Source organism: Pseudidiomarina tainanensis (assembly GCF_004214835.1).
Classification (GTDB): domain Bacteria; phylum Pseudomonadota; class Gammaproteobacteria; order Enterobacterales; family Alteromonadaceae; genus Pseudidiomarina; species Pseudidiomarina tainanensis.
In genome coordinates, this window is record NZ_PIQJ01000001.1 from 1,251,076 (window position 1) to 1,273,806 (window position 22,731).

Annotated in this window: 20 protein-coding genes and 1 tRNA gene; 10 read left to right on the forward strand and 11 right to left on the reverse strand. The window is 45.8% G+C overall.

Features of this window, described 5'->3' with window-relative positions:
- Positions 1–4: 4 nt before the first annotated feature.
- Entirely contained in the window at positions 5–313 is a 309-nt protein-coding gene (clpS, locus tag CWI82_RS06150; RefSeq protein WP_092856860.1) for an ATP-dependent Clp protease adapter ClpS, read from the reverse strand.
- A 262-nt stretch (positions 314–575) separates the two neighbouring features.
- Here clpS and cspD point away from each other — a divergent pair, with 262 nt between their 5' ends.
- Positions 576–791 (forward strand): cold shock domain-containing protein CspD, encoded by a 216-nt coding sequence (gene cspD / locus CWI82_RS06155; RefSeq protein ID WP_092854897.1) that lies wholly within the window; start codon positions 576–578, stop codon positions 789–791.
- A gap of 64 nt (positions 792–855) precedes the next feature.
- On the opposite strand, the gene yejK is transcribed toward cspD, so the two are convergent.
- Positions 856–1,899, reverse strand: a complete 1,044-nt coding sequence (gene yejK, locus CWI82_RS06160; RefSeq protein ID WP_092854895.1) for a nucleoid-associated protein YejK — start codon at positions 1,897–1,899, stop codon at positions 856–858.
- 53 nt (positions 1,900–1,952) lie between these two features.
- Between yejK and CWI82_RS06165 the strand changes: the two genes are divergently transcribed.
- The 3 genes from CWI82_RS06165 (at position 1,953) to CWI82_RS06175 (ending at position 3,964) form a co-directional block, all read left to right on the forward strand.
- Complete coding sequence (locus CWI82_RS06165; protein WP_233340197.1) at positions 1,953–2,192, forward strand: YejL family protein; 240 nt, start codon at positions 1,953–1,955, stop codon at positions 2,190–2,192.
- Positions 2,193–2,207: 15 nt separating this feature from the next.
- The gene (locus CWI82_RS06170) at positions 2,208–3,824 is read left to right on the forward strand and encodes a DUF3413 domain-containing protein (protein ID WP_130202933.1); all 1,617 of its coding nucleotides are present in this window, start codon (positions 2,208–2,210) and stop codon (positions 3,822–3,824) included.
- Positions 3,825–3,887: 63 nt separating this feature from the next.
- A tRNA-Pro gene (locus CWI82_RS06175) sits at positions 3,888–3,964 on the forward strand.
- An 8-nt stretch (positions 3,965–3,972) separates the two neighbouring features.
- On the opposite strand, the gene CWI82_RS06180 is transcribed toward CWI82_RS06175, so the two are convergent.
- The 6 genes from CWI82_RS06180 to CWI82_RS06205 all read right to left on the reverse strand — a co-directional run bounded on the left by CWI82_RS06180 (position 3,973) and on the right by CWI82_RS06205 (position 11,671).
- Positions 3,973–5,847: a diguanylate cyclase domain-containing protein gene (locus CWI82_RS06180; protein WP_130202934.1), complete on the reverse strand. Its 1,875-nt coding sequence runs from the start codon at positions 5,845–5,847 to the stop codon at positions 3,973–3,975.
- Between the two features lie 116 nt (positions 5,848–5,963).
- Entirely contained in the window at positions 5,964–7,364 is a 1,401-nt protein-coding gene (locus CWI82_RS06185) for a DUF3482 domain-containing protein (RefSeq protein WP_130202935.1), read from the reverse strand.
- Positions 7,352–8,629, reverse strand: coding sequence for a DUF2868 domain-containing protein (locus CWI82_RS06190; RefSeq protein WP_165383887.1), 1,278 nt, complete (start codon positions 8,627–8,629; stop codon positions 7,352–7,354). Before CWI82_RS06190 ends, CWI82_RS06185 begins: the two co-directional genes overlap by 13 nt.
- Before the next feature lie 150 nt (positions 8,630–8,779).
- On the reverse strand, positions 8,780–9,016 hold the full coding sequence (locus CWI82_RS06195) for a hypothetical protein (protein WP_092854883.1): 237 nt from the start codon (positions 9,014–9,016) through the stop codon (positions 8,780–8,782).
- 141 nt (positions 9,017–9,157) lie between these two features.
- Positions 9,158–9,757 carry a heavy metal-binding domain-containing protein gene (locus CWI82_RS06200; RefSeq protein WP_130202937.1) on the reverse strand — a complete coding sequence of 200 codons (600 nt, stop codon included), beginning with the start codon at positions 9,755–9,757 and terminating at the stop codon, positions 9,158–9,160.
- An 87-nt stretch (positions 9,758–9,844) separates the two neighbouring features.
- Positions 9,845–11,671, reverse strand: a complete 1,827-nt coding sequence (locus tag CWI82_RS06205; RefSeq protein ID WP_130202938.1) for an ABC transporter ATP-binding protein — start codon at positions 11,669–11,671, stop codon at positions 9,845–9,847.
- A gap of 126 nt (positions 11,672–11,797) precedes the next feature.
- Here CWI82_RS06205 and CWI82_RS06210 point away from each other — a divergent pair, with 126 nt between their 5' ends.
- The 3 genes from CWI82_RS06210 to CWI82_RS06220 are packed head-to-tail and all read left to right on the forward strand — an operon-like array spanning position 11,798 to position 14,800.
- Entirely contained in the window at positions 11,798–13,474 is a 1,677-nt protein-coding gene (locus CWI82_RS06210; protein ID WP_092854873.1) for a carbon starvation CstA family protein, read from the forward strand.
- Between the two features lie 9 nt (positions 13,475–13,483).
- A complete protein-coding gene (locus tag CWI82_RS06215; protein ID WP_126758764.1) occupies positions 13,484–13,756 on the forward strand; it encodes a cory-CC-star protein in 273 nt (90 codons plus the stop codon).
- Between the two features lie 42 nt (positions 13,757–13,798).
- The gene (locus tag CWI82_RS06220) at positions 13,799–14,800 is read left to right on the forward strand and encodes an ArsA family ATPase (RefSeq protein ID WP_130202939.1); all 1,002 of its coding nucleotides are present in this window, start codon (positions 13,799–13,801) and stop codon (positions 14,798–14,800) included.
- Positions 14,801–14,809: 9 nt separating this feature from the next.
- On the opposite strand, the gene CWI82_RS06225 is transcribed toward CWI82_RS06220, so the two are convergent.
- Positions 14,810–15,400 carry a YqaA family protein gene (locus CWI82_RS06225; protein WP_092854867.1) on the reverse strand — a complete coding sequence of 197 codons (591 nt, stop codon included), beginning with the start codon at positions 15,398–15,400 and terminating at the stop codon, positions 14,810–14,812.
- 4 nt (positions 15,401–15,404) lie between these two features.
- Positions 15,405–16,727 carry a M28 family metallopeptidase gene (locus tag CWI82_RS06230; protein WP_233340232.1) on the reverse strand — a complete coding sequence of 441 codons (1,323 nt, stop codon included), beginning with the start codon at positions 16,725–16,727 and terminating at the stop codon, positions 15,405–15,407.
- 130 nt (positions 16,728–16,857) lie between these two features.
- Between CWI82_RS06230 and CWI82_RS06235 the strand changes: the two genes are divergently transcribed.
- Entirely contained in the window at positions 16,858–17,892 is a 1,035-nt protein-coding gene (locus CWI82_RS06235; protein WP_092854862.1) for a zinc-binding alcohol dehydrogenase family protein, read from the forward strand.
- Here CWI82_RS06235 and CWI82_RS06240 read toward each other — a convergent pair.
- A complete protein-coding gene (locus CWI82_RS06240) occupies positions 17,889–18,332 on the reverse strand; it encodes a hypothetical protein (RefSeq protein WP_130202940.1) in 444 nt (147 codons plus the stop codon). The genes CWI82_RS06235 and CWI82_RS06240 overlap by 4 nt on opposite strands.
- Positions 18,333–18,468: 136 nt before the next feature.
- On the opposite strand from CWI82_RS06240, the gene CWI82_RS06245 reads away from it, so the two are divergent.
- A complete protein-coding gene (locus CWI82_RS06245; protein WP_092854857.1) occupies positions 18,469–19,614 on the forward strand; it encodes an efflux RND transporter periplasmic adaptor subunit in 1,146 nt (381 codons plus the stop codon).
- Positions 19,615–19,617: 3 nt separating this feature from the next.
- Positions 19,618–22,725 carry an efflux RND transporter permease subunit gene (locus tag CWI82_RS06250; RefSeq protein ID WP_092854855.1) on the forward strand — a complete coding sequence of 1,036 codons (3,108 nt, stop codon included), beginning with the start codon at positions 19,618–19,620 and terminating at the stop codon, positions 22,723–22,725.
- Positions 22,726–22,731: the final 6 nt, after the last annotated feature.

Consider the following 22,731-nt stretch of genomic DNA (forward strand, 5'->3'; position numbering starts at 1 on the left):
AGCTTTAGGCTTTCTCCATTGAACACAACAATGGATGTTGATGTTCACGGGCATACTGGTTCACTTGTACTACTTTAGTTTCTGCAATTTCTGCAGAATAAACGCCACAAATTGCGCGTCCTTTATAGTGGATGGTTAACATGGTGTCGGTTGCCCGCTCCTGATCCATCCGAAAAAACTTAATTAATACTTCAACGACAAAATCCATTGGTGTGTAGTCGTCATTATTCAAAATCACCCGATACATTGGCGGTGGCTGCAACTTCTGCTTTTCAGCAATACGTTCACTGCCCTGTTGGTGATGATCTGCCATACCCATGGATGACCCTTTCTTTATATATAGTAGCTATTTGTACAATTGGCTTAAAAATTTGTAAGTTCGGTGAAAAATACCCACCATAAAACTCAATTTGTTCACAAAACAATCAAAAAACGGCTTGACTATCACCAGAACTCACCTAGAGTAAAACATGGTGTTAACAAGACGACATTTCAAGTGTGTTAAACACGTCGTTTCGTTAGCAACCATTCTAACAATAACTAAATTTTAAATGCAGAATAAAGGAAGTAGAAGTATGGCAACCGGTAAAGTGAAATGGTTCAATAATTCGAAGGGTTTTGGCTTTATCGAGGCAGAAGATCGCGAAGGCGATATTTTTGCACATTACTCAACCATCGATATGGAAGGCTATCGTACATTGAAAGCTGGACAAGACGTTGAGTTTCAACTCGAAGAAGGTCCAAAAGGTCTTCATGCAACCAACATTATTCCGGTGCAAGGCAGTAAATAAAACTCCGCACGCACCATTTAAAACGCCGACTCGTTAGTCGGCGTTTTTTGTTGGCTAGTCAGATTTAACTATCAATGCCAAAGTAACGGCGTAATTGGTCACGCAAATTCGGGGGGGTGCCATGAATCGTCAATTTGTCAGTATGCGGATCATATTCCACTCGAGCACCAAGCAACTCTTGATCAAAGCCAACACTCAAGCCACCACCCTGACCTTGAAACTTCACTAACTTTCGCAGTGTACTTCGATCAGCGCGAATTTCTTCAGGTAACGGCTGTGCTTGTTCAGCGCTAAAGTCTGCGAAACTGCGCTCAGCTGGCACGGCTTGTTGCAATTGCTCCGACAAATCTTTGACTCGTACGGGCTCGTTGCTTTTCCATGACGTGTCGCATATGTCGTACACCGATTTGCGCAAAGCGTTAGCTTGCTCCGTGGGCAGCTCAGCCGCTTTCACATAATCTTGTAGACTTTCCACTAAATGCTGTGATTGCTTCTTCGCATTGAGACCTTCAGCGCAACCTAAAAAATCTAAGAAAAAGTCTGAAACTTTGCGCCCTACGCGACCTTTAATAAAGGAAATATAGGTAGCTGAATCCGGCTCTTCTTGCCATTCAGTTAAATTAATAGTGGCCGCAAGCTGTACTTTATTAATGTCCAGTTGCGATGAGCGGTCGACAGAAAGGTCTGGTGCAATTGTTACACCGTCTTTGCTCGGTAAGAATGCGACGACTAAATAATCCTGGCCGCGTTCCGTATAACTCGCAATCACCAAAAAACCGTCTTCAAGAATGCCATAGTGCTGAAGTTGCTGATGAAGAATTTTTGATGCTTGCTGCGAAAATGCGACGAACTCTTCATCACCACTACGCCAGGCTCTTAATTTATCAGGAAACTCGCTAATTTGATGTTCTTCGGCATCATCAGAAATAGGGTCAATAAAGCGCGCATAACCTTTACTCGGCTTCGCATTATAAACTTCGGTCAACTCGCTCAATAACAACCCAACCTCGTCGTTAATCGCCAGTGTTGCCGGCGCGACACGCAGTCCGATTTGACCGTCATTGGTGTAAAATTGATGGATAATGCTATGTTTCACATCAGCTTGCATCTTATCTCGGTGTCCTCTGTCATTCCCTGTGATACTATGTGCGCTAGTTTAACATGTTGAGAATTAAAACCATGCCGATTGTTTCGAAATACGACGTAAAAACCCAACAACAGTTGCTGGATGCGGTCATTGATGTATTGAATCAACACAAAGCGCCAACTGATTTAGCCCTGATGACGCTTGGTAACGCCGTCTCAAATATTATCAATGCCAGTTATAAATCCGAAGATGCGTACAAGGTTGCTGAACAATTCGGTAAAGTACTGCTACAATCGATGGAAAAACAAGCATAAAGGTTCAAGCAGCGCATGAAACAACGTAAACAACGTCGCGACAAAATTGCTCGATTAATCAGTTGGGGCCACTGGTTTACGTTCTTCAATATTCTGATTGTACTCGCCATCGGAACTCTTTATATCGAAGCAACCGAGTCACCAGGTAGCGCTCTTGGCGTACTCTATATGTTAGTGAATTGGCTTGGGCATTTTGCCTTTTTGCCGTTCATCGTTTTTATTATTCTGATTTTTCCATTTTGCTTGCTTATCCCGTTTACTCGGATATTGCGCGGTATCGCCACATTAGTCGCGTCATTCGGTCTCATTGCGCTGGTAGCCGACGCCCTGTTCTATCGCCAATATGGTTATCATCTCAATACCTATTCACTGTCGCAGTTAGCCACCGATGCAGAAACTGTATTCGCCGGTGCCAGCTTCGTCATACTGCTTGGCATGTTATTAATTTTCGTTGTGCTACTGATTTTTGAACTGGGTTTAGCGAATATCGCTTGGAAGCGGCTCGACAAGTTACAGCAGAAACACTGGGGCAACGCGTTTAGCGCCGTCTTCGTGCTGTGTTTTTTAGCAAGCCACAGTATACATATTTGGGCTGATGCAGTGTTTTATACGCCGATAACCAAGCAAGACGACATGTTTCCATTGAGTTATCCAACCACAGCCAAAACTTTAATGAGCAAACATGGATTGTTGGTAGAGCAGCGCCTTGAAGCAACTGAGAATCTTATTCGTCAGGGCACCGCAGTAAAATTGGCCTACCCGACACGGGCGTTGCAATGTGCTCGCGTTCCAGATGCTCCAAATACGTTAGTAATTGCTGTGAATCAGCTCGACACAGCAACGGTAACGGTATTACAAAGTGAATTTCCTGAATTACGCTTGTATTCAAGTCCTATGCTTGGCCATCGTGATAGCAGCAGTGGTTTATTTGAATTAATTTATGCGTTACCTGATCTTTATCAAGCACCCATGGCTCACGCCGACAAGCACCCTGTCTATTTTTCAACACTGCGTGATTATCGCGTTGAAGTAACACTTCAAGATCAATTTCAAAAATCATCACTGCCTGAGCCACTGGAAAAATTTAACGCATTTAATTTACCCGAACCGTCCGCCTACATCGGTATAGCAACTGCTGACACCATAACCGCCGAAATGAAGCGTGTGTTACGTCGACAGCTGGACGATAATACGCAAGTGATTGTCGTCGGTATTGAACCGCAACAAACTGAAGATAAGGAAGAACTTGCGATTGCATCAATGCAAGTCACGTTACTACATACCGAAGGACTGCCGTTAAAGCAGCAACCTTTAGCGTTGCTTACTGACATCATGCCGACGGTACTGGCGCGCTATATTAATTGTGTTGATGAAGCAGATGCCTATTCAATTGGTATTGATTTGACCGCGGAACAACGACGCTTACCGGTAATGACAAGCTTTGGTCATGATCTAGTTGTGTACGACGAAGAAATGACCTCTATCATTAAAGCGGACGCGAGTATTCGCACTTTCGATAACCAAGAACAAAAACTCTTACCTGGCGTATCACCGGCGACACCAGTATTAGTTGATGGTATTCGAAAGTTAAAACGTTTTAGTCAAGACCAGCAATCCCCTGCTGAACAATAAAACATCAGTTGACGCGCTAACCCTTGCCTATTTGTTGGTAATCGGTAATATAGCCACCTCGGTCGGCGTGTAGCGCAGCTTGGTAGCGCACTGTCATGGGGTGTCAGGGGTCGCTGGTTCAAATCCAGTCACGCCGACCAATTTCCTTCTACTCAGCGAAAAAGAACTGGTTTCGTCCAGCCTCTTTTGCCCGATACATTGCCGCATCGGCAATCTTCAGTAACTGTTTCGGCGTGTCAGCGTGCTCGGGATATAATGCCACACCCATTGATGCGCCAATTTGCAAGGTCAGCGAACCAACACGGAATGGTCGTTGGAGTGCGTCAATAACCTCGTTAGCTATTTTTTCAATATCGCTACGCGTCTGAATATGTTCCAACAAAATAATAAATTCATCGCCGCCTAAGCGCCCCACAATATCAGTTGAGCGCAGGCATTCCCTAACCCGCGGGCCGACAGCCTGTAATAACGCATCGCCAACATCATGACCATGCGTATCATTCACTGGTTTAAAGAAATCTAAATCAAAAAATAATAACGCGCAGGATCGTTTTGATGTGTGGGTTCGTTTTATGGCATCGTCAAGGTGTTGCAACACCGCAAATCGATTAGGTAAATGTGTCAGAGTGTCAGTAAGCGCGAGTTGTTGCATTCGCTCTTGGTCATGTTTCTCCGCTGAAATATCATTAAAAATATGAATGAGCTGTAATGCCTCACCTTTATCATTACGCACAGCGGTAATCGTTTGCAGCGCTGGAAAACTATCACCATTTGGCTTCTTATACCAAACCTCACCCTGCCAGCTATCGTTCTTCACAATATGCCGTCTTACTTGGCGCTGAATATCGTTAGTCATGCGTTCTTTATCAAGGAATGCTAAAAGGCTGGTATCCCTAAAATTATCAACGCCAAGATTAAACAACTCCGCAAAAGCTTGGTTGACGCGCAAAACCATTAACCCATTATCCGTAATCACAATAGCTTCTTGCGCTTTTTCAAACACCGTATTGGCGAGTTTCAGCTTGCGGTTTGATTCATGTAATTGTTTGTGTTGCGCCAATTGCGCGCGAATAATCGGCTGCGAGTATTTGTGCAGCCACCAAGCGCCAATAGCAACGGTCATAATAATGACGAACCCAACCGATGCAAATTCGGTGATCAATGCGCCAAAAAGCGAGGTGTCCGCATGAATAACAACCAAACCCCAAGCGGAATCGTTGAACGGAATAAAGTAATGTAAGCGCGTGTCATCCTTAGATGTATCGCGATATACAAACGGCGCGCTGCCATATGCGGCGATATAGAAATTCTCACCAGAACCGAACTCTCGTTGTTTTAATTGATTTGATACCTGATCAAACTCGATATATAAACGTTCACGCGAGTTTACCAAACGAAAATTTGTATCCTGTCCAAAAGTATTTAACTCTCGCAAAATATCAAGAACTTCGGTTGGTCCGAATAAGAGAATGTCGATACCGATTATTCGATTATCATCGTCAACAATCGGTGCGGCGGCAGAGAGGAATAAGTTGTCAGCCAGATTGACATAATGAAGACCATACGCGCGTAGTTGCTGTATGTTTTTACTTAAATCAAAGTCTAATAAATCACTCGCTGGGCCTTTATATTCGGCAATGGTTTCACCGGAATTGGTAATGCGTATGCCGGCAGCAAGATTAGGAATAAAGGCCGCAGCATCAGCTATACGGTTAATCGTTTCATTTGCAACCTGGTCTAAATCGATATCACCGGCTGAATATGCGATTAACGCTTTACGAATTTGAGTGCGACTCGCGAACTGTTTGGCAATTGACTGATAATGTTGCAATTGCTTTTGCACTGACATCGCCTGCGCAGAAGCATAGGTTAAGCCGGTGCGTTCTTGGGATTGTGAGATGTAAAACGATAGTGGAATTAACGTTGCTAAACTTGCGATAACACCTGTCAACAAAATACCCCACACGACTTTGCGGATTAGCGTACGATATTTCCCTGAAATGTCCTTTGCAGTTCTAGTCACTGCGAATCCTTATGCTGGCATTAATGTGATAGTTTTATATCCTTTTAAAAACAGTATAGCTAGTTTCGTTTGAATTTTGTGCAAAAAGGAGTGGGTATTATCCTACCCCATTGTGACTAATTTGCCTGACTCCAGAAACCACGACACAGTTCGGTAACATCGCGCACACATTCTTGACGTTGAGCGTCGCGAACAAAGCTACGCTGATTTAAGCTCGACCACTGTGGGTGACGACGTGCTAATTTTAATCGTCCTGACAACGCACGTAAGAATTGCTCGCGTAATTTTGAAGATTGCGTCACTAACAATAAATCTTGTGAACCGTGACCGCGTGTTGCCAGCTGTTGTAATAAATTTAATTGGCGCAAGGTCAATAACTTTAAAATTTCATCATCGACAATTAATTCGCGTTCACCTTTAAAGTGTCCCAGTAACTTTTTACCGTAGTGATTCCAGCCCTGCCAAATACCACCGACAGCAGCACCAAGCGCAGTACCAGCGCCCAAACTCATACCACCAACCATTAAATCAACACCGGCGCCAATCGCTGCACCACTGCCTACGCCAACACTGGCTTTGATACCGAACTCTTTCAGCGTGTCCAGTTCGAATAAATCATCTTTCCACGTGCCGTCAGTTTGTCGGAGTTGTTGCAATCGAACGTGCTCTAACCGAAACGCGTATAACGCAAGCATTTCAGTGATACAGTTACGTTCCCGGCGCTTAACCAAGTTTTGCATTTGTTCAACAATAGGTTTCAACTGGGCTTCATTAATATTTGCTTTGATTTGTTCGTGAAATGCCGCAACGTCAACCAGTAATTCAGCAATTTGGGTTAGGCCGGTGTTTAACCGATGCGCGCGTTGCTGGGTTCGATATTCAGCCAATTGTTCAAGTTGACTTTGGAAGCCCGGAACAATCGCACTCAGGCGGTTAAACAATATTGCTTCTCCACCTTCTGGTGGACTCACGGCGTCAAACTCAATATGCGCATGCAGGTTCACTTTCGTTAACGCTAGCTTCCATTCATTTACATTGTTGGGCTTTTGCGCAGTAAAATTTAAGATGGGTAATATTGGTTTGCCACAGCGCGCCAGCACGCTTAATTCATCTTGATACTTTGGCAAGACAGGGTCACGTACGTCAATCACGTAAAGTGCGGCATGACATTTGAGTAATTGACGTAAAACCTTCGACTCTTGCTCAAACTGATGCGCTGCAGCCATGGTGCTTAGAAAATGACGAACCTGTGCTGGTCCGTCATGTCGAAAGCTGGATTCACTGTGGATTAAATGTTCGTATAAATCGGAGCCGGCTTCTAATCCTGGCGTATCAAATAAACGCAGTAAAACTTGACCATCGGCATCAACATCAATACTCGTGACTTCGCGTGTTGTGCTTGGCCGTGAGTCAACTTCACCGAATTGGCTATCATGTAATAATGTGCGCATTAACGAGGTTTTACCGGTGTTGGTATGCCCAACCACCGCTAACATAAGAGCGTTTACTGTTTCCATATTACGCCCTCCTCGTCTAAACACTCTTGCCAATGCACAATTCTCTTTTCATCGCTTTTTTCAGAAATAATCAATAGTGCTTCAACGTTTAAACAATATTGTTGGAGTAGCGCGAGAAAACGCATGGCTGCTCTATCCGGTGTGAGTTGTGCATTTAAACGCACGGTAATTTTTGCAACTGGCTCGGCATCAAGTCGTGCCAGTAAACGGTGTTTTTCGTCACTGCTAGCAATTACCCCTGCATACCAATCTTCACGTTGATGTTGTGCAGCCCACGCAGTATCCGCTTCATGATCCAGGCTCAGCACCAATTCGCCATGCCCCGGTTTAGGCGTTCGCCATTGTGATGAATCGATACCCGACACATCACTATCGGCATCAACGAGTTCGGTAGCGGCTGACACCGTTAGTTTGCGAATAATCGGGGCATAACCAGGTAGTGTCAAATCGATGGTCATTTTACGAATACGGGCAATCAAAACTCCAATTGCACCGATTAAAAACAATAACCGCCATGCGACACCATAAATAATGACGCAGCTTAATAACCAACGTCCAGCTTCAAGTTGTGCACTCTCGCTCGGCTGATCCCACAATGCGGCAACCGAGGGCGCATCAACGCCGAATAAACTCGGTAAAAATCCGATAACACTAACCCAAGTCTGCAAGGTCGCGGCTGGCCAAATCGTGGTTGCCCATGTGAAAGCATAAGCACTGGTACTCAGATGAAAGAATAAGACAAACCATACCGCCAACATGAACAACGTCCAATAACCGTGGGTTAGCGCGGCGCCCGCAGGTTTTGTCAGGCCGTATTGGTTAGCGATGGTAAGCAGGGTGTTATTAAACTGCTGATTGTATTGGCGCTGGCCAATATGCTCGAGACCCCATAACGACACGCGACCAACCCAACCATAGCTATCTTTAATAATCAGCGAAAAACACCACAAGACGAATAGAATAATGTGTAAACCCAATAGCATCATCAAGGCGTAACTGAGCGAAATAGGTTGTGAGACGCTTAACGTACCGCGAACTACTGCAACAGCACCAATTATTGCGAATAGACTCAGAAGAATAGCGATAAGACGACGAAAATGGTCCCACAAACGAAGTTGGTGGACTAAGCCAAGCCGCGCCGCCAAAAGTTCGGCACGTTTAAACACGCGCTGTTCCATAGTCGGTAACTGGCGAGCTTGTTGTTCGATGGCATCGGCGCGTTGAAAGCCATTTTGTAATTCATGGCGACGAACGAGCTCGGCCATCCACACTGATCGAAAACGAGAGAATATTTTAAGCATTGAACCGCTATCTACTTAGCTAAACTGCATTGTAATTATTATTTTTATTAGCCTTCATTTAACCTGAGAAGCGGTCGATTTACAACGCTTGATTCGGGTATTTCGAACGAAGATTTATAATTGAGTACGTTGACGACAAGTCGCTTCAGATAAGTCGTAATTAACACTCACATAGTGGTCATTAGGGCAAACTAACTTTTCTGAATCTTTTTTCGAGTTTGAGGATAACTGCGTTAACTTAACTGCCCAATCGTTCAAGTTGACGTTGGGTGTCACATCAATCTGTTGATCGCGGTTAAAATATTGAAACGCAACGCCGCCGAATATGAAAAGCAACAATAGTTTGCGCATGGCTATATCTACCTAAATTGCAGTTAACGAAGAGATTGGTAATCTCTGCCTCTAGTACAGCAATGAGTCTAAGCAAATCTTCTTATTTGCACCGTAAATTTAGGGTAAATTCAGTGTAAATATTGAACCATGCACCTAGTGCTATGATTTTACTCGCAATAACTTTACGGCAGTGCCATATGCCAGTAGTTCGGCCGCACCATGCGCAAGCATAGAGGTACTAAAACGCACATCAATGACAGCATCAGCGTCAAGCGAACGGGCTTCGTCGACCAATCGGTCTAACGCTTGCTCACGGCTCTCAGCAAGTAACTTTGTGTAATCGTGTATTTCACCACCAACAATGTTACGAAAAGCAGCAAAAATATCGCGTAACATCAGAATTTCTCGTTGCTCAGTTGATAACTTTTGCAAGCCCGTACGAACCCATTGTTGAGTTTGCCAGGTCTCGAGTTGACAATCAGGCTCAATCGAAACAGGAGCTGATTGTTCTTCGGTTTCACTATCAATTGGTTGCTCTTTGCGCTCATGCCGAATCACGTCAATCGCCGCGTTGTGTACCGAACGCAAAAACCAAGCTTTAAGATGCTGGCTTTCGTGCGGCATGTCGGAGAGAAACATTGCCTTGGCTAATACCTGCTGAACACTATCGGCGGCGCGTTGCTCGCACTGCTGAATTGCCATAGCGTGAGCCATCGCATCAGCTAAAAACGGGCGTAATAACGCCAACCGATCAGACATATAAGTTCCTAGTAAAATGGTCGCTTACTTATAAAACGAACGAGGTAATCCTTTTATTCCCTTTTTTCTAAAAAATATTTTAAGTGATTAATCTGGCAAAAAGCCGCCAGACTGACGTGCCCATAGCTGCGCATATAAACCGCCATGCGCTAACAACTCCTCGTGGCTACCTTGCTCCACAATTCGGCCTTCATCCATCACCACTAACCGATCCATCGCGGCAATCGTGGATAATCGATGAGCTATGGCAATAACCGTTTTACCTTCCATGAGTCGATATAAGTTTTCCTGAATTGCCGCTTCCACTTCTGAATCCAATGCTGAGGTGGCCTCATCAAGTATCAGAATTGGCGCATCTTTTAACATGACTCGCGCTATCGCAATGCGTTGCCGTTGCCCTCCTGAAAGCTTCACACCGCGCTCACCAACATGCGCTTCATAGCCACGTCGGCCTTGCGAGTCCTCTAAATCGGCAATAAAGGCATCGGCTTCGGCGCGATGCGCAGCTTGATCAATCATCTCTTGCGTTGCATCTGGGCGACCGTACGCAATATTGCCGCGGACCGAACGATGTAATAGCGACGTGTCTTGGGTGACCATGCCAATATGTTGGCGTAGGCTTTCTTGCGTCACCATAGATATATCCTGACCATCAATGGTAATCCGCCCTTCTTTCACTTCATAAAAGCGCAGCAACAGATTCACTAGGGTTGATTTACCAGCACCGGAACGACCGACTAAGCCAATTTTTTCGCCTGCTTTAATCGCAAGTTCAAGATCGCGTAATACGGGTTTATCTTCGCTATAAAAGAAATTGAGATGTTCAAAATGAATATTGCCCTGCTTAACAACAAGCGGCTTCGCTTGCGGCTTATCTTGAATATCTTGTGGAACTGAGACGGTCTTAATACCGTCTTGCACGGTTCCGATATTTTCAAAGAGTGACGAAATCTCCCACATGATCCACTGGCTCATACCCCACAGGCGAAGTACCAAACTGAGCGCAACTGCAATGGCACCAACTGTAATCAGACTCTCGACCCATAAGTAAATTGCCAAAAATCCGACACTAAATAACAATAGCGAATTTAGAAGATACAAACACGTATACAGCTTCGTCACTAAGCGCATTTGCCGGTGCACAGTTCCGAGGAAATCAGTCATACCCTCTTTTGCAAAGGCGAGTTCACGTTGCGCATGAGAAAACAGTTTGACCGTTTGAATATTGGTATAACTATCGACAATTCGACCAGTCATGATTGAACGCGCGTCGGCTTGCGCAGCGGCCACTTTCCCAAGACGCGGCACAAAATATCGCAACAAAACAACATATAGCGCTAACCAAACGATAAGCGGCAATGCTAAGCGCCAATCAGCAGCACCAATAATCACCACAGTACCGATGAAATAAACCGTGACATAGTTCAGCACATCGAACAGCTTGATCACACACTCTCGTACCGCTAAAGCTGTTTGCATTACTTTAGTTGCAATTCGACCGGCAAATTCATCTTGATAAAAGGTGACAGACTGGTTGAGTAGATATTTATGCACTAACCAACGAATCCGCATTGGGTAGTTGCCCAACAGACTTTGATACGTAATCAAAGAATGAAATATCACCAATAACGGCAAGCCGATGAGCACGACCGCGGCCATACCTGTTAGCCCCCAAAACTGTTCTTGCACAAACGTTTCGCGGTTTTGTTCAGCCAGCCAGTCCACAATATTACCAATGAAACTGAATAACCAAACTTCGGTCAGTGCAATCAACATCATCAAGGCGCCAGCGGTGAAGATAAACGGCCACGCACCTCGACTGTAATACAAACAAAAGGCAACCAACGTTTTCGGTGGCTGCTCTGGGTTACCATCCGGAAATGGTTTAAGACGACGTTCAAACCAACTGAACATGAATAATCCTTAATTGCAGGTTACACGTAACAAGCTAGACTTTGGTCGTATGTCAGTTGTTAGTGTGCATGAAGTAACATAACGCAGTTATTGTTGTACCAATAATAAACTAAAAAGGGTAACGTCATGAATGCAATTCTGCTAATGCTACTCGGTTTAGGTGCGATGTTTTTGGGCTATGTGTTTTATTCAAAATTCGTAGCCGAAAAAATATTCAAACTTGATCCGAATTTCCGAACACCAGCTCATGAATTTGAAGATGGTGTCGACTTTGTTCCGACCAACAAATATGTGTTGTGGGGACATCACTTCACTTCAGTAGCTGGTGCTGCTCCTATTATTGGACCAGCCATTGCGGTCATTTGGGGTTGGGTTCCAGCATTTTTGTGGGTGGTTTTCGGTACCATCTTTTTCGCGGGTGTGCATGATGCCGGTGCAATTTGGGCCTCGAACCGTAATAAAGCTCGCTCAATTGGTGCCTTGACGGGAGATGTTGTCGGCAAGCGTTCACAAAGCTTGTTCATGATCGTTATCTTCTTGGTTTTACTAATGGTCAATGCAGTATTTGCCACAGCTATCTCAGGCCTGCTGATTAACTTCCCAAGTTCAGTCGTACCGGTTTGGGGGGCAATTTTTGTCGCACTTATTATTGGCCAAGTAATTTTCCGTAAATGGATGAATCTTGGTACGGTATCGATTCTTGGTGTTATCGCACTGTACGCATTAATTTATGCGGGTCCGTCATTGCCTATTGCGTTGCCTGAGACGGTTTTTGGCGTTTCTGATAATGCGCAGTGGATTATCGTGCTCTTCCTATACGCTGCCATTGCCTCACTATTACCAGTATGGATGTTGCTGCAACCGCGTGACTATATTAATGGTCTGCAATTATTTATTGGTTTAATTTTGGTGTACGGTGCGGTGTTAATTAGCGGCCCCGAACTTGTGGCACCAGCGTTCAACACCAACACGCCAGAAGGAACCCCAAGTTTGGTGCCGTTACTATTTGTAACGATTGCCTGTGGTGCGATTTCAGGCTTCCACGGTTTGGTTGCTTCAGGTACCACCTCAAAACAGCTCGATAAAGAAACCGATGCACGATTTGTTGGTTACTTCGGCGCGATTGGTGAAGGTTCATTGTCTTTGGCCACCATCATTGCCGCTACTGCGGGCTTTGCAACACTTGCTGATTGGCAAGCGGTATATCATAGCTTCGGACAAGGTGGTGTATCTGCCTTCGTACAAGGCGGCGCGAATATCTTAAACAACGGTATTGGGCTCGATGTGGAGCTATCACAAACATTGCTGACTGTAATGGCTGTTTTATTTGCTGGTACCACCATGGACACCGGCTTACGTCTGCAACGTTATATCTTCCAAGAATGGGGCAATATCTACAATATTAAGTGGATGGAAAAGGCGGCACCAGCAACCTTGCTTGCTGTGATTTCGTGCCTACTTCTCGCCTTTGGTGCAGGCGGTGCTGATGGTTCAGGTGGCCTATTAATTTGGCCATTATTTGGAACCACCAACCAATTGTTAGCAGGCTTAACGTTGCTTGTGATTACCACCATGTTGGTTAAGTTGGGACGTCCAATGTACGTCACCTTAATCCCATTGTTGTTCTTGTTAGTCATGACAATCTATGCCCTGTTAATTCAGCTGATGGGCTTTTATCAGAAATCAGATTGGTTCCTGTTCGGCTTAGACTTAGTTGTGTTAGTAGCGGCTATTTGGATTGCTCTGGAAGCTGCTGGAACATTAACGCGCCTCCGCCGTGAAGCACGTCAATCAGCTAATTAAGGTATTACTATGAAAATACGAGCGATTGTGGAATGGTTAAAGCAGGCAAATGAATACGCGACCAACGTGTACAACGCCCCTTACCGTTCTGCGATTGCTCGTGCCAAGCGGGATGAAGATGATTTATTCATGCTTTTAGTGTTCTCCGAACTCATGGGCGTTCCGAATCCCGCTTCTTATTACACACTGGAATTACAGCCGTTATTATTAGAGCGCTTCCACGAATGGCATTTACGCATGGGAATGGAGCATTCGCCGTTAGACGGTTTTCGGTGTTGTTAAGCCCCCTACCTCGTTTTATTCCGCTAATTTTATGGTGACCTGATGTTCTCGCTGAATACGAAAAAAATCATTTTTGTTGGAGGTAAAGGTGGCGTTGGAAAAACCACCGTGTCATCGGCTATCGCCTTACAACAAGCGGAATTAGGGCGTCGTGTTTTACTTATTTCTACCGACCCCGCCCATAGCTTAGCTGATGCTTTTGACCGGCCGATTGGTGACAGTAAAACCAAAGTTGCAGTTGGTGTTGATGCGTTAGAGATTGATCCGGATCGTGAAGTTGATGCGCATATTGAGCGAGTCATGCGTACGATGAAACGGTTCAGCAAACCCGATATGTTCCCAGAAATAGAGCGCCAAATGCGTTTAACACAGCAGTCGCCGGGTGCACAAGAAGCTGCTTTGTTAGAGCGAATTGCCCGCATTATTGATGAAGAACCTGCCCATTACGATGTCATGATTTTTGACACGGCACCAACGGGTCATACGTTACGTTTATTGAGCCTTCCTGAGGCGATGGCGGCATGGACACAAGGCCTATTAAAACAAAGTCAGAAAGCAAAACAGCTTGAAGGTGTGCTTGAACATCTCTCGCCCAAAGCCGGTAAAGACATTACCAATCCAATGGCTGATCCAACACAACATGAAACAGCAACGATGGATGATCGTACCGCCGAGATTACCGAAACGTTGCTGCGGCGCCAGCGCTTATTTCATCGTATTCGGCATGTGTTGACCGACCCACAACAAACTGGATTAGTATTTGTATTAACGCCGGAAAAATTACCGATTTTAGAAACAACGCGTGCCGTTGCGGCGCTTAAATCTGAGCATCTGCCGATTGCTGGTTTAGTCATCAACCGTAACCTGCCTGATCTTATTGATAGTGACTTTTTTGCACAGCGGCGTCAGCAAGAATCACTCTATCGCGAAGAAATTGAAAATACCTTTGCTGATTTATCGCGCGTTTATTTGCCGTTGTTTCCAACCGATTTACATGGTTTAGCTGCGTTGCAAAAAGTTTGTGCAGAATTGCCCCGCGACTAAACCACGACCTTAGACAAGCAGGTAACTCACATAGGCTACGAGGCCTAGGCCTAGAAGCCACCACCCTGCTTGTCTACTTTGCTGTTGCCACCAATTCAACACTCGCTCCCCAAACCAATAAACCAGCAGTGCGAGTCCGTAATAACGAATACCCCGAGCAATTAACGAAGCCAGCATGAAGAGGCTAAATGGATACTCGCTACTCCCTGCCGCTAACATACCAACTTGAAACGGTACTGGGGTAATCCCCACTAACAATAACGTAGCAAAACCATGTTCACTAAAACGCGCGGTAAACGCTTCGAAGGCATCCTGATAACCCAAGGTGGTGAGTAACCAATCGCCTAGATCGTCTAAAAACCAATAGCCAACGCTGTAGCCAATGCTAGCGCCGACTAAACAGCCTAACAACGTTGCCGTAGCAATAGCCCAAATACGGTCGCGTTGATGAATTAATAGCGGAATAAGGATAAGTTCCAATGGGATGGGAACAATCAGACTTTCCAACAACGAAGCGAGGAAAATAAGCGGCAATATCGCTTTTGAGTCAGCAAAACGAGCTAACCAACGGTCAGCGCGTTTATTGTGAGTTGACTGCATTCAACTATTCGCCAAACGCACCAGCAGCACCTGGATATACCACAGGGCTTTCAAAGTCATCGTCGCTCACACTAGCAACACCGAAAAAGTAATTATCAATCACCACATTTTCGAGTGTGTATTCAGTGACGTTGCCAACATAGCGGCTGAATTCCCAATTTGGTGCATCAGTATGACGCCAATAAATGCGATAACCTTTCACATGGTCTTTCTCGGCAGCTGTTGGCGCCGCCCAACTCAATGTTGTACTTGGACTCACTGCTCCGGCAATTTTCACTTGTGCCGGAGGGCTTGGTGCCCACGCCATACTCGCCAGAGATACGGCATTTAATGCGGTTAATTTAGCTGCATAATCAAAGTCTACGCCATCGATGGTGTCGCCGTATGCAATGCCATTCTCAACGCGCAAATCTTGATGTTGACGATTATAGTTTTCGTTGGTTTCCATAATGCGTACGCCAGGAAATCCAAGATCGTTAAACGGTCGATGATGTCCGCCACGCGCAAAACGGTCTAAGCGATAAATCACCATGGTATCTAAGTTTGGGATATAACGATCCGCCATCCAGTCAATGTAGCGTGCGACATTTCGGCTTGGTGAATCGACTTCACCACCCATGAAACGACGCCGACGAATATCCTCTGGCGTTTCGTCTTGGCGCGTTCCTTCAGCAAAAATTCGCGCGGTCGTATTATCGATGACACCGTTTATACCTTCAATATTACCGATCATGTCATTATTCAAGACAGCTTTAATACGCCAACCATCTTGTTTTGCTTGCTCAGCCATGATCTTACCGCCAAAAAGCCCCTGCTCTTCGCCGGCTAATGCGGCATAAACAATACTTCCGGCAAATTTATATTTACTTAATACGCGCGCGGCTTCGATAGTCCCTGCAACCCCTGAGGCGTTATCGTTGGCACCCGGGGCATCGGAAGTGTAATCCATAACATCACTCACACGTGAATCGATATCCCCCGACATAATCACGTAACGTGATGGGTCGACAGTCCCCTTCTGTACCGCAATCACGCTGACCACCTCAACAGGATCAGGAATACGCGGCTCACCCGAGATCACTCGCGACTGGTAATAAACTTCAAGGCAACCACCACATTCGGCAGAGATTTTATCAAATTCAGCCTTAATCCAGCGGCGTGCAGCACCTATGCCGCGGGTATCCGATTCAGTTTCTGATAACGTATGACGCGTACCAAAGCTCACCAGCTTTTCAATATCGTGTTCAATACGATCAGCCGAAACTGCTTGTTGAATGGCATGCAATTGTGGCTGGTCGGTATATTCGACATCGGCATGCGCGCTCATGGCGAAAACACCAGCTGCGACAGACGACAATAGCGCCGACGGTTTAAGTTTCATCGCGACTTCCTCTAGTTGGTCTGTTAAGAATGGCGTACTATACCTTTATACGTTATCCATAAAAGAGGACGCAACCATGAAAGCAGTTGGTTATCGACACTCTGGGTCGATTGATACAGAAAATGCGTTAATTGACACGACTGTGCCCGATCCTGTGCTCGGGCCAAATGATATTTTGGTCGCTGTTTACGGTATTGGCGTGAACCCAGTTGATACCAAAATTCGCTCGCGCCGTGAGCCGGCAGCCGACGAAATCGGTATTTTGGGCTGGGATGCCAGCGGCGCTGTACTCAGCGTTGGGGAAAATGTCTTTGATTTTAAAGAAGGCGATGAGGTTTGGTATGCCGGCGCAGTCAATCGACATGGCTGCAACGCTCAATATCAGGTGGTTGATGCGCGCATTGCCAGCAAAAAACCAAGAACCTTATCATTTGCCGATGCTGCCGCAATGCCCCTTACTTTTTTAACTGCTTGGGAATTACTCTTCGAGCGTCTCGGTTTAACTGAAGAAAATAACGCCACGGACTCAGCTACGTTATTGATTACTGGCGCCGCTGGTGGCGTTGGCTCTGCATTATTACAATTAGCTAAACTGAACCAAAACCTAACAACAATCGCCACCGCATCCCGAACTGAATCCCAGCAATGGGCGAAAAAGATGGGTGCCGACATCGTCATCGATCACAGTCAACCACTAGCGCCTCAGCTTCAGCAACATGGGATTCAACAGGTGACTCATGTCGCCAGCTTGACGCATACCGATCAGCATTTTGCCGCGTTAGTTGAGCTGTTGGCGCCACAAGGTCACTTTGCCCTGATTGATGATCCTGAGCAGCCGTTAGATATCAAACTCATGAAACAAAAAAGTCTCGCATTGCATTGGGAATTCATGTTTACCCGCTCGTTATTCGAAACCACTGATATGCATCGGCAAGGTCAAATATTACGTGAAGTGGCTGAATTAACGGATGCAGGTAAACTGCAAACCACAAAAACTGAGCACTTTGGTGATTTAACTGCCGCAAATTTAATCCGCGCGCACAAGCAACTCGAATCGCACAGTACTGTCGGCAAAATCGTACTCGACGGTTACAATGCTCCCCTTGCCTAACTGGTGCACTGGTCAGCGGTGAAACGTAGCTCAAACAGCAACGTTTCATCGCGATCTAAATAGCGGATAACCAAAAAATCAGCCTGTTCGCGATAGAATTTAAGTGATTCACTCGCACAATATTGACGCAACATTGCCGGCTGTAGCTGCTGGCGGATATCCTCAATATTGTGTTGGTATTTATCCACATCAACAAGGCTATAAATAAAACGCATCCCGTAATTAACCACCTCCGCGCGTTCGAAACGTGTCTGACGATCCAGTAGTTTGGGTAAATCACGATTCAACTTACCTGAGCGCTCTAACAGCTGTTGATACAAATCGTTACGATTTTTAATTGTTGAGCTAGTTGCTAACTGGCGATAGAGCAAAATCATCACACATCCCAATAAAAGAACCCCACCCCCAAGCAAAAGCTGGCGTTTAAAGCGATTTGTCATAAACTTCACCTATTATTTGCACCGTATTTTCAGATTGAACGTATCGAAAATATTGAGACCAGTCACTTACAAACATACATGAATGTATGTATAATTATGGTCGTCGAAAATCATTAACCGAATACGAGGTATTTACATGCAACAACGTTTTCGTAAGCCGTTGTTCGTATCTGTGTTAGCAAGTTCTATTTTGCTAGCTAGTTGTGGTGACGCCGAGCAAGGCGCTGCAAACGCAGGTCAACAGCAACAAATGACCGTTGGAATCGTCACTGTTAGCGCGCGCGACGTTGATTTAACCACTACCCTACCTGGCCGTGCAAGTGCCTTTCGCGTTGCCGAAGTGCGTCCGCAGGTCAGCGGTATTTTAGAAAAGCGCCTATTTGAAGAAGGCTCAATGGTTGAAGCTGGCCAACAGTTGTATCAAATTGATGCCGCGATGTACGAGGCAGAGCTAGCTAGCGCAAAGGCTGAAATTGCGCGCGCTACCGCCGCAGTAAAATCAACCAAGTCGCGCTTTGAGCGCAGCCGTGACTTGTTAAAAGATAAAGCGATAAGCCAACAAGATTTTGATGAAGCTGAAGCAGCGTACCTGCAAGCAGAAGCACAATTAAAAGTTGCTCAGGCGAACTTAGCTCGTGCCGAACTCAACCTAGAATATACCAAGGTAAAAGCTCCAATTGCGGGTCGCATTGGCCGCTCACAGCTTACCGAAGGTGCATTGTTGAGTGTTGGCCAAGCACAAGCGCTAACGACAATTACTCAGCTTGACCCAATTTATGTCGATATCGCACAAAGCACCAGTGACTACCTTACTTTACAGCAAGCGATTGCTGATGGCCGTATTGAGACGGATGCAAATAATCGCGCCAAAGTGGTAGTCCGTGTAGGCGAAAATGATAACTTCAGCACACAAGGCGAGTTGCTATTCAACGAAGTTACCGTTGACCCGCAAACCAGTGCTATCACGCTACGCGCTCGTCTCGATAATCCGGACCACGCTATTTTACCAGGTATGTATGTGCGCGCTGAAGTTGCTGCTGGCAACCTGAAAAACGCAATCTTAGCGCCACAAACCGGTGTTTCAAGAGACCCGCGCGGTCGCGCCATTGCCTATGTTGTGAATTCAGAGGGCAATGTTGAACAACGTTATTTGCAAGTCGATCGTACTGTTGGAACCGATTGGGTCGTCACAGATGGCCTGCAACCTGGCGACAAAATTATTGTTGAAGGGCTTCAGAAGATTCAGCCTGGTATGCCTGTACAAACTGAAGAAGTGAAGTAAATCATGGCAAAATTTTTTATAGATCGCCCTATTTTTGCATGGGTTATCGCTATTGTGATCATGCTCGCTGGTGGCCTTGCGGTAACGCAGCTTCCAGTAGAACAGTATCCTGAAATTGCGCCACCTTCGGTGCAGATTAACGCAAGCTATCCGGGTGCTACTGCGGCAACCTTGGAAGAGAGCGTCACGCAGGTTATTGAACAGAACATGAACGGTATTGATAACCTCAAATACTTTTCATCAACCAGTGATTCTGCCGGTAACGCGAGTATCACGTTAACCTTTGAAGCTGGTACCGATGCGGATATCGCGCAGGTGCAGGTGCAAAATAAGTTGCAACTTGCGCTACCGTTATTGCCGCAAGAGGTTCAAAACCAAGGCTTAGTTGTTGCCAAATCAAATAACTCGTTCTTGCTGGTTGCTGCGCTTATCTCGAGCAATCCGGAAATTACCCAAATCGATCTCGGCGATTATATCGCCAGTAATATGCAAGATCCGATTAGTCGTACACCGGGTGTCGGTAACGTACGCTTGTTTGGTGCGCCTTACGCCATGCGTATTTGGTTGGATCCGAATAAATTGGTGCGCTATAACATGACCACCTTAGATGTGGTGATGGCACTTCGGGAACAAAATAACCAAGTTGCAGCGGGACAAATCGGTGGTACGCCGGCAGTTGAAAATCAACGTCTCACGGCCTCTATTATTGCGCAAACGCGGCTAGAAACCGTTGAGCAATTTGAACAGGTGCTACTGCGTGTTAATGGCGACGGCTCGAAAGTGACTGTGGGCGATGTCGCGGAAGTTGAACTGGGTGGCCAGGATTATGGCGTTATTGCTCGCTATAACCGTCAGCCTGCGAGTGGTCTTGCGGTAAACCTTGCAACCGGAGCGAACGCATTAGAAACCGCAGAGGCTGTGAAAGCGAGATTAGCTGAACTTGAGCAATTCTTCCCGCAAGGCGTTGAGCTGGTCATTCCATATGACACCACACCGTTTGTCGAGATCTCAATCAAAGAAGTTGTAAAAATTCTCTTTGAAGCGGTCGTGTTAGTGTTCATTCTGATGTTTATCTTTTTGCAGAACCTGCGCGCAACCATTATTCCATCGCTGGCTATCCCGGTAGTTTTACTCGGTACCTTCGGCATTATGTCGGCGTTGGGATTCTCGATTAACACGCTAACCATGTTTGGTTTAGTTCTCGCCATCGGTCTATTAGTGGATGACGCGATTGTTGTGGTCGAGAACGTTGAGCGCTTAATGAGTGAAGAGAAGCTGACCCCACGCCAAGCCACGATAAAATCCATGCAGCAGATTACCGGTGCACTCGTCGCTATCGGTTTGGTAATGGCTGCGGTATTCGTGCCCATGGCATTTTTCGGTGGTTCGACTGGTGCGGTTTATCGACAGTTCTCGATTACCATTATTTCTGCCATGTCATTATCAGTTTTGGTCGCGATTATTTTCACACCTTCGTTGTGTGCGACAATTCTAAAACCTCTGAACCATGATCATGAAGCAAAAGGTATTCTCGGCTGGTTCAACCGTTCGCTCGATCGAGCAACCAAAAAGTACACCAGTTCGGTCCAATCAATCATCAAACGAAGCACACGTTTTGTATTGATTTATCTCGGCCTGATTGTGGTGCTTGGATTCCTATTTACGCGGATGCCAAGCTCATTTATTCCAAACGAAGACCGCGGTGTATTTTTAACGCAGATGCAATTGCCATCTGGCGCAACGCAAGAACAATCGCGTCAGACCATGGCAAAAATCGAAGATTATTACCTCGATCAAGCGCAAGGTGTTCGTTCGGTATTCTCAGTTGTCGGCTTTAGCTTCAGCGGCCAGGGCCAAAACTCAGGCTTGGCCTTCGTGCGCTTAACCGACTGGAGTGAACGGACGTCGCCAGAACTGCAAATTGACGCCATTATTGGACAAGCATTTGGCTACTTCATGCAAATACGTGAAGCCATGGTGTTTGCTTTCAACCTACCATCGATTCCTGAACTTGGTACCGCAAGTGGCTTTAACTTGTATATTCAAGACCGTGGCGGACTGGGTCATGAAGGTCTGTTAGAAGCCCGTAATCAGCTACTGGGAATGGCGGCACAAGAACCGATGTTGACTGGTGTGCGTCCGAATGGTTTAGAAGATACGGCACAGCTACGCATTGATGTCGATTATGAAAAAGCCAAAGCACTTGGGCTAAGTATTAGCGATATCAACTCAACCTTATCTAACGCGTTTGGTACTACCTATGTGAACGACTTTGTCGACCGTGGTCGGGTGAAAAAGGTATACCTCCAAGGTGTTCCTGAAGCACGCATGACCCCTGCCGATATCGGCAAATGGTATGTTCGCAATGCCAGTGGTGAGATGGTGTCATTTTCATCATTCTCAACAACCCATTGGGACTTCGGACCACAGCGTCTCGAACGCTATAATGGCGTACCAGCAATGAACATCCAAGGCGAAGCGGCACCAGGCTATTCGTCTGGAGATGCCATGCTCAAAATGGAAGAACTCATTGCCCAATTGCCTCCTGGCATTGGCTTTGAATGGACCGGCATTTCATTGGAAGAACGTACGTCAGGTGATCAGGCACCATTGTTGTATGCGCTATCACTGTTGATTGTATTCTTATGCTTAGCTGCACTATATGAGAGTTGGTCAATACCATTCTCTGTCATGCTCGTTGTGCCGTTGGGTATTCTTGGTGCAGTTATTGCGGCAACGATGCGTGGGCTTGAAAATGACGTATATTTCCAAGTAGGTTTGTTAACCACCGTCGGTGTTTCTGCACGTAACGCGATTCTTATTGTGGAATTTGCGAAAGATTTACAAGCCCAAGGTAAAGAGTTATTGCAAGCAACTTTAGAGGCTGTACGTTTACGTTTGCGCCCTATTTTGATGACTTCATTGGCATTCACCTTTGGTGTGCTACCGTTAGCGTTATCAACGGGCGCCGGCGCCGTTAGCCGTCAAGCAATCGGTACCGGTGTCATTGGTGGTATGTTAGGTGGCACCATTTTAGCTATCTTCTTCGTACCATTGTTGTTCTATATTGTACGACGTGCATTCCCGCCAAAGCCTCCTTATGAGGACTAGCGGAGA

Excerpts from the sequence above, each read along its gene's own strand:
- CWI82_RS06225 (WP_092854867.1), bottom strand. The coding sequence starts at position 15,400 with ATGCAGTCAACTCACAATAAACGCGCTGACCGTTGGTTAGCTCGTTTT.
- CWI82_RS06170 (WP_130202933.1), top strand. The coding sequence starts at position 2,208 with ATGAAACAACGTAAACAACGTCGCGACAAAATTGCTCGATTAATCAGT.
- CWI82_RS06165 (WP_233340197.1), top strand. The coding sequence starts at position 1,953 with ATGTTGAGAATTAAAACCATGCCGATTGTTTCGAAATACGACGTAAAA.
- CWI82_RS06200 (WP_130202937.1), bottom strand. The coding sequence starts at position 9,757 with ATGTCTGATCGGTTGGCGTTATTACGCCCGTTTTTAGCTGATGCGATG.
- clpS (WP_092856860.1), bottom strand. The coding sequence starts at position 313 with ATGGCAGATCATCACCAACAGGGCAGTGAACGTATTGCTGAAAAGCAG.
- CWI82_RS06190 (WP_165383887.1), bottom strand. The coding sequence starts at position 8,629 with ATGGCCGAGCTCGTTCGTCGCCATGAATTACAAAATGGCTTTCAACGC.
- CWI82_RS06230 (WP_233340232.1), bottom strand. The coding sequence starts at position 16,727 with ATGAGCGCGCATGCCGATGTCGAATATACCGACCAGCCACAATTGCAT.
- CWI82_RS06235 (WP_092854862.1), top strand. The coding sequence starts at position 16,858 with ATGAAAGCAGTTGGTTATCGACACTCTGGGTCGATTGATACAGAAAAT.
- CWI82_RS06245 (WP_092854857.1), top strand. The coding sequence starts at position 18,469 with ATGCAACAACGTTTTCGTAAGCCGTTGTTCGTATCTGTGTTAGCAAGT.
- CWI82_RS06195 (WP_092854883.1), bottom strand. The coding sequence starts at position 9,016 with ATGCGCAAACTATTGTTGCTTTTCATATTCGGCGGCGTTGCGTTTCAA.
- CWI82_RS06220 (WP_130202939.1), top strand. The coding sequence starts at position 13,799 with ATGTTCTCGCTGAATACGAAAAAAATCATTTTTGTTGGAGGTAAAGGT.
- cspD (WP_092854897.1), top strand. The coding sequence starts at position 576 with ATGGCAACCGGTAAAGTGAAATGGTTCAATAATTCGAAGGGTTTTGGC.
- CWI82_RS06210 (WP_092854873.1), top strand. The coding sequence starts at position 11,798 with ATGAATGCAATTCTGCTAATGCTACTCGGTTTAGGTGCGATGTTTTTG.
- CWI82_RS06250 (WP_092854855.1), top strand. The coding sequence starts at position 19,618 with ATGGCAAAATTTTTTATAGATCGCCCTATTTTTGCATGGGTTATCGCT.
- CWI82_RS06185 (WP_130202935.1), bottom strand. The coding sequence starts at position 7,364 with ATGGAAACAGTAAACGCTCTTATGTTAGCGGTGGTTGGGCATACCAAC.
- yejK (WP_092854895.1), bottom strand. The coding sequence starts at position 1,899 with ATGCAAGCTGATGTGAAACATAGCATTATCCATCAATTTTACACCAAT.
- CWI82_RS06215 (WP_126758764.1), top strand. The coding sequence starts at position 13,484 with ATGAAAATACGAGCGATTGTGGAATGGTTAAAGCAGGCAAATGAATAC.
- CWI82_RS06205 (WP_130202938.1), bottom strand. The coding sequence starts at position 11,671 with ATGTTCAGTTGGTTTGAACGTCGTCTTAAACCATTTCCGGATGGTAAC.
- CWI82_RS06240 (WP_130202940.1), bottom strand. The coding sequence starts at position 18,332 with ATGACAAATCGCTTTAAACGCCAGCTTTTGCTTGGGGGTGGGGTTCTT.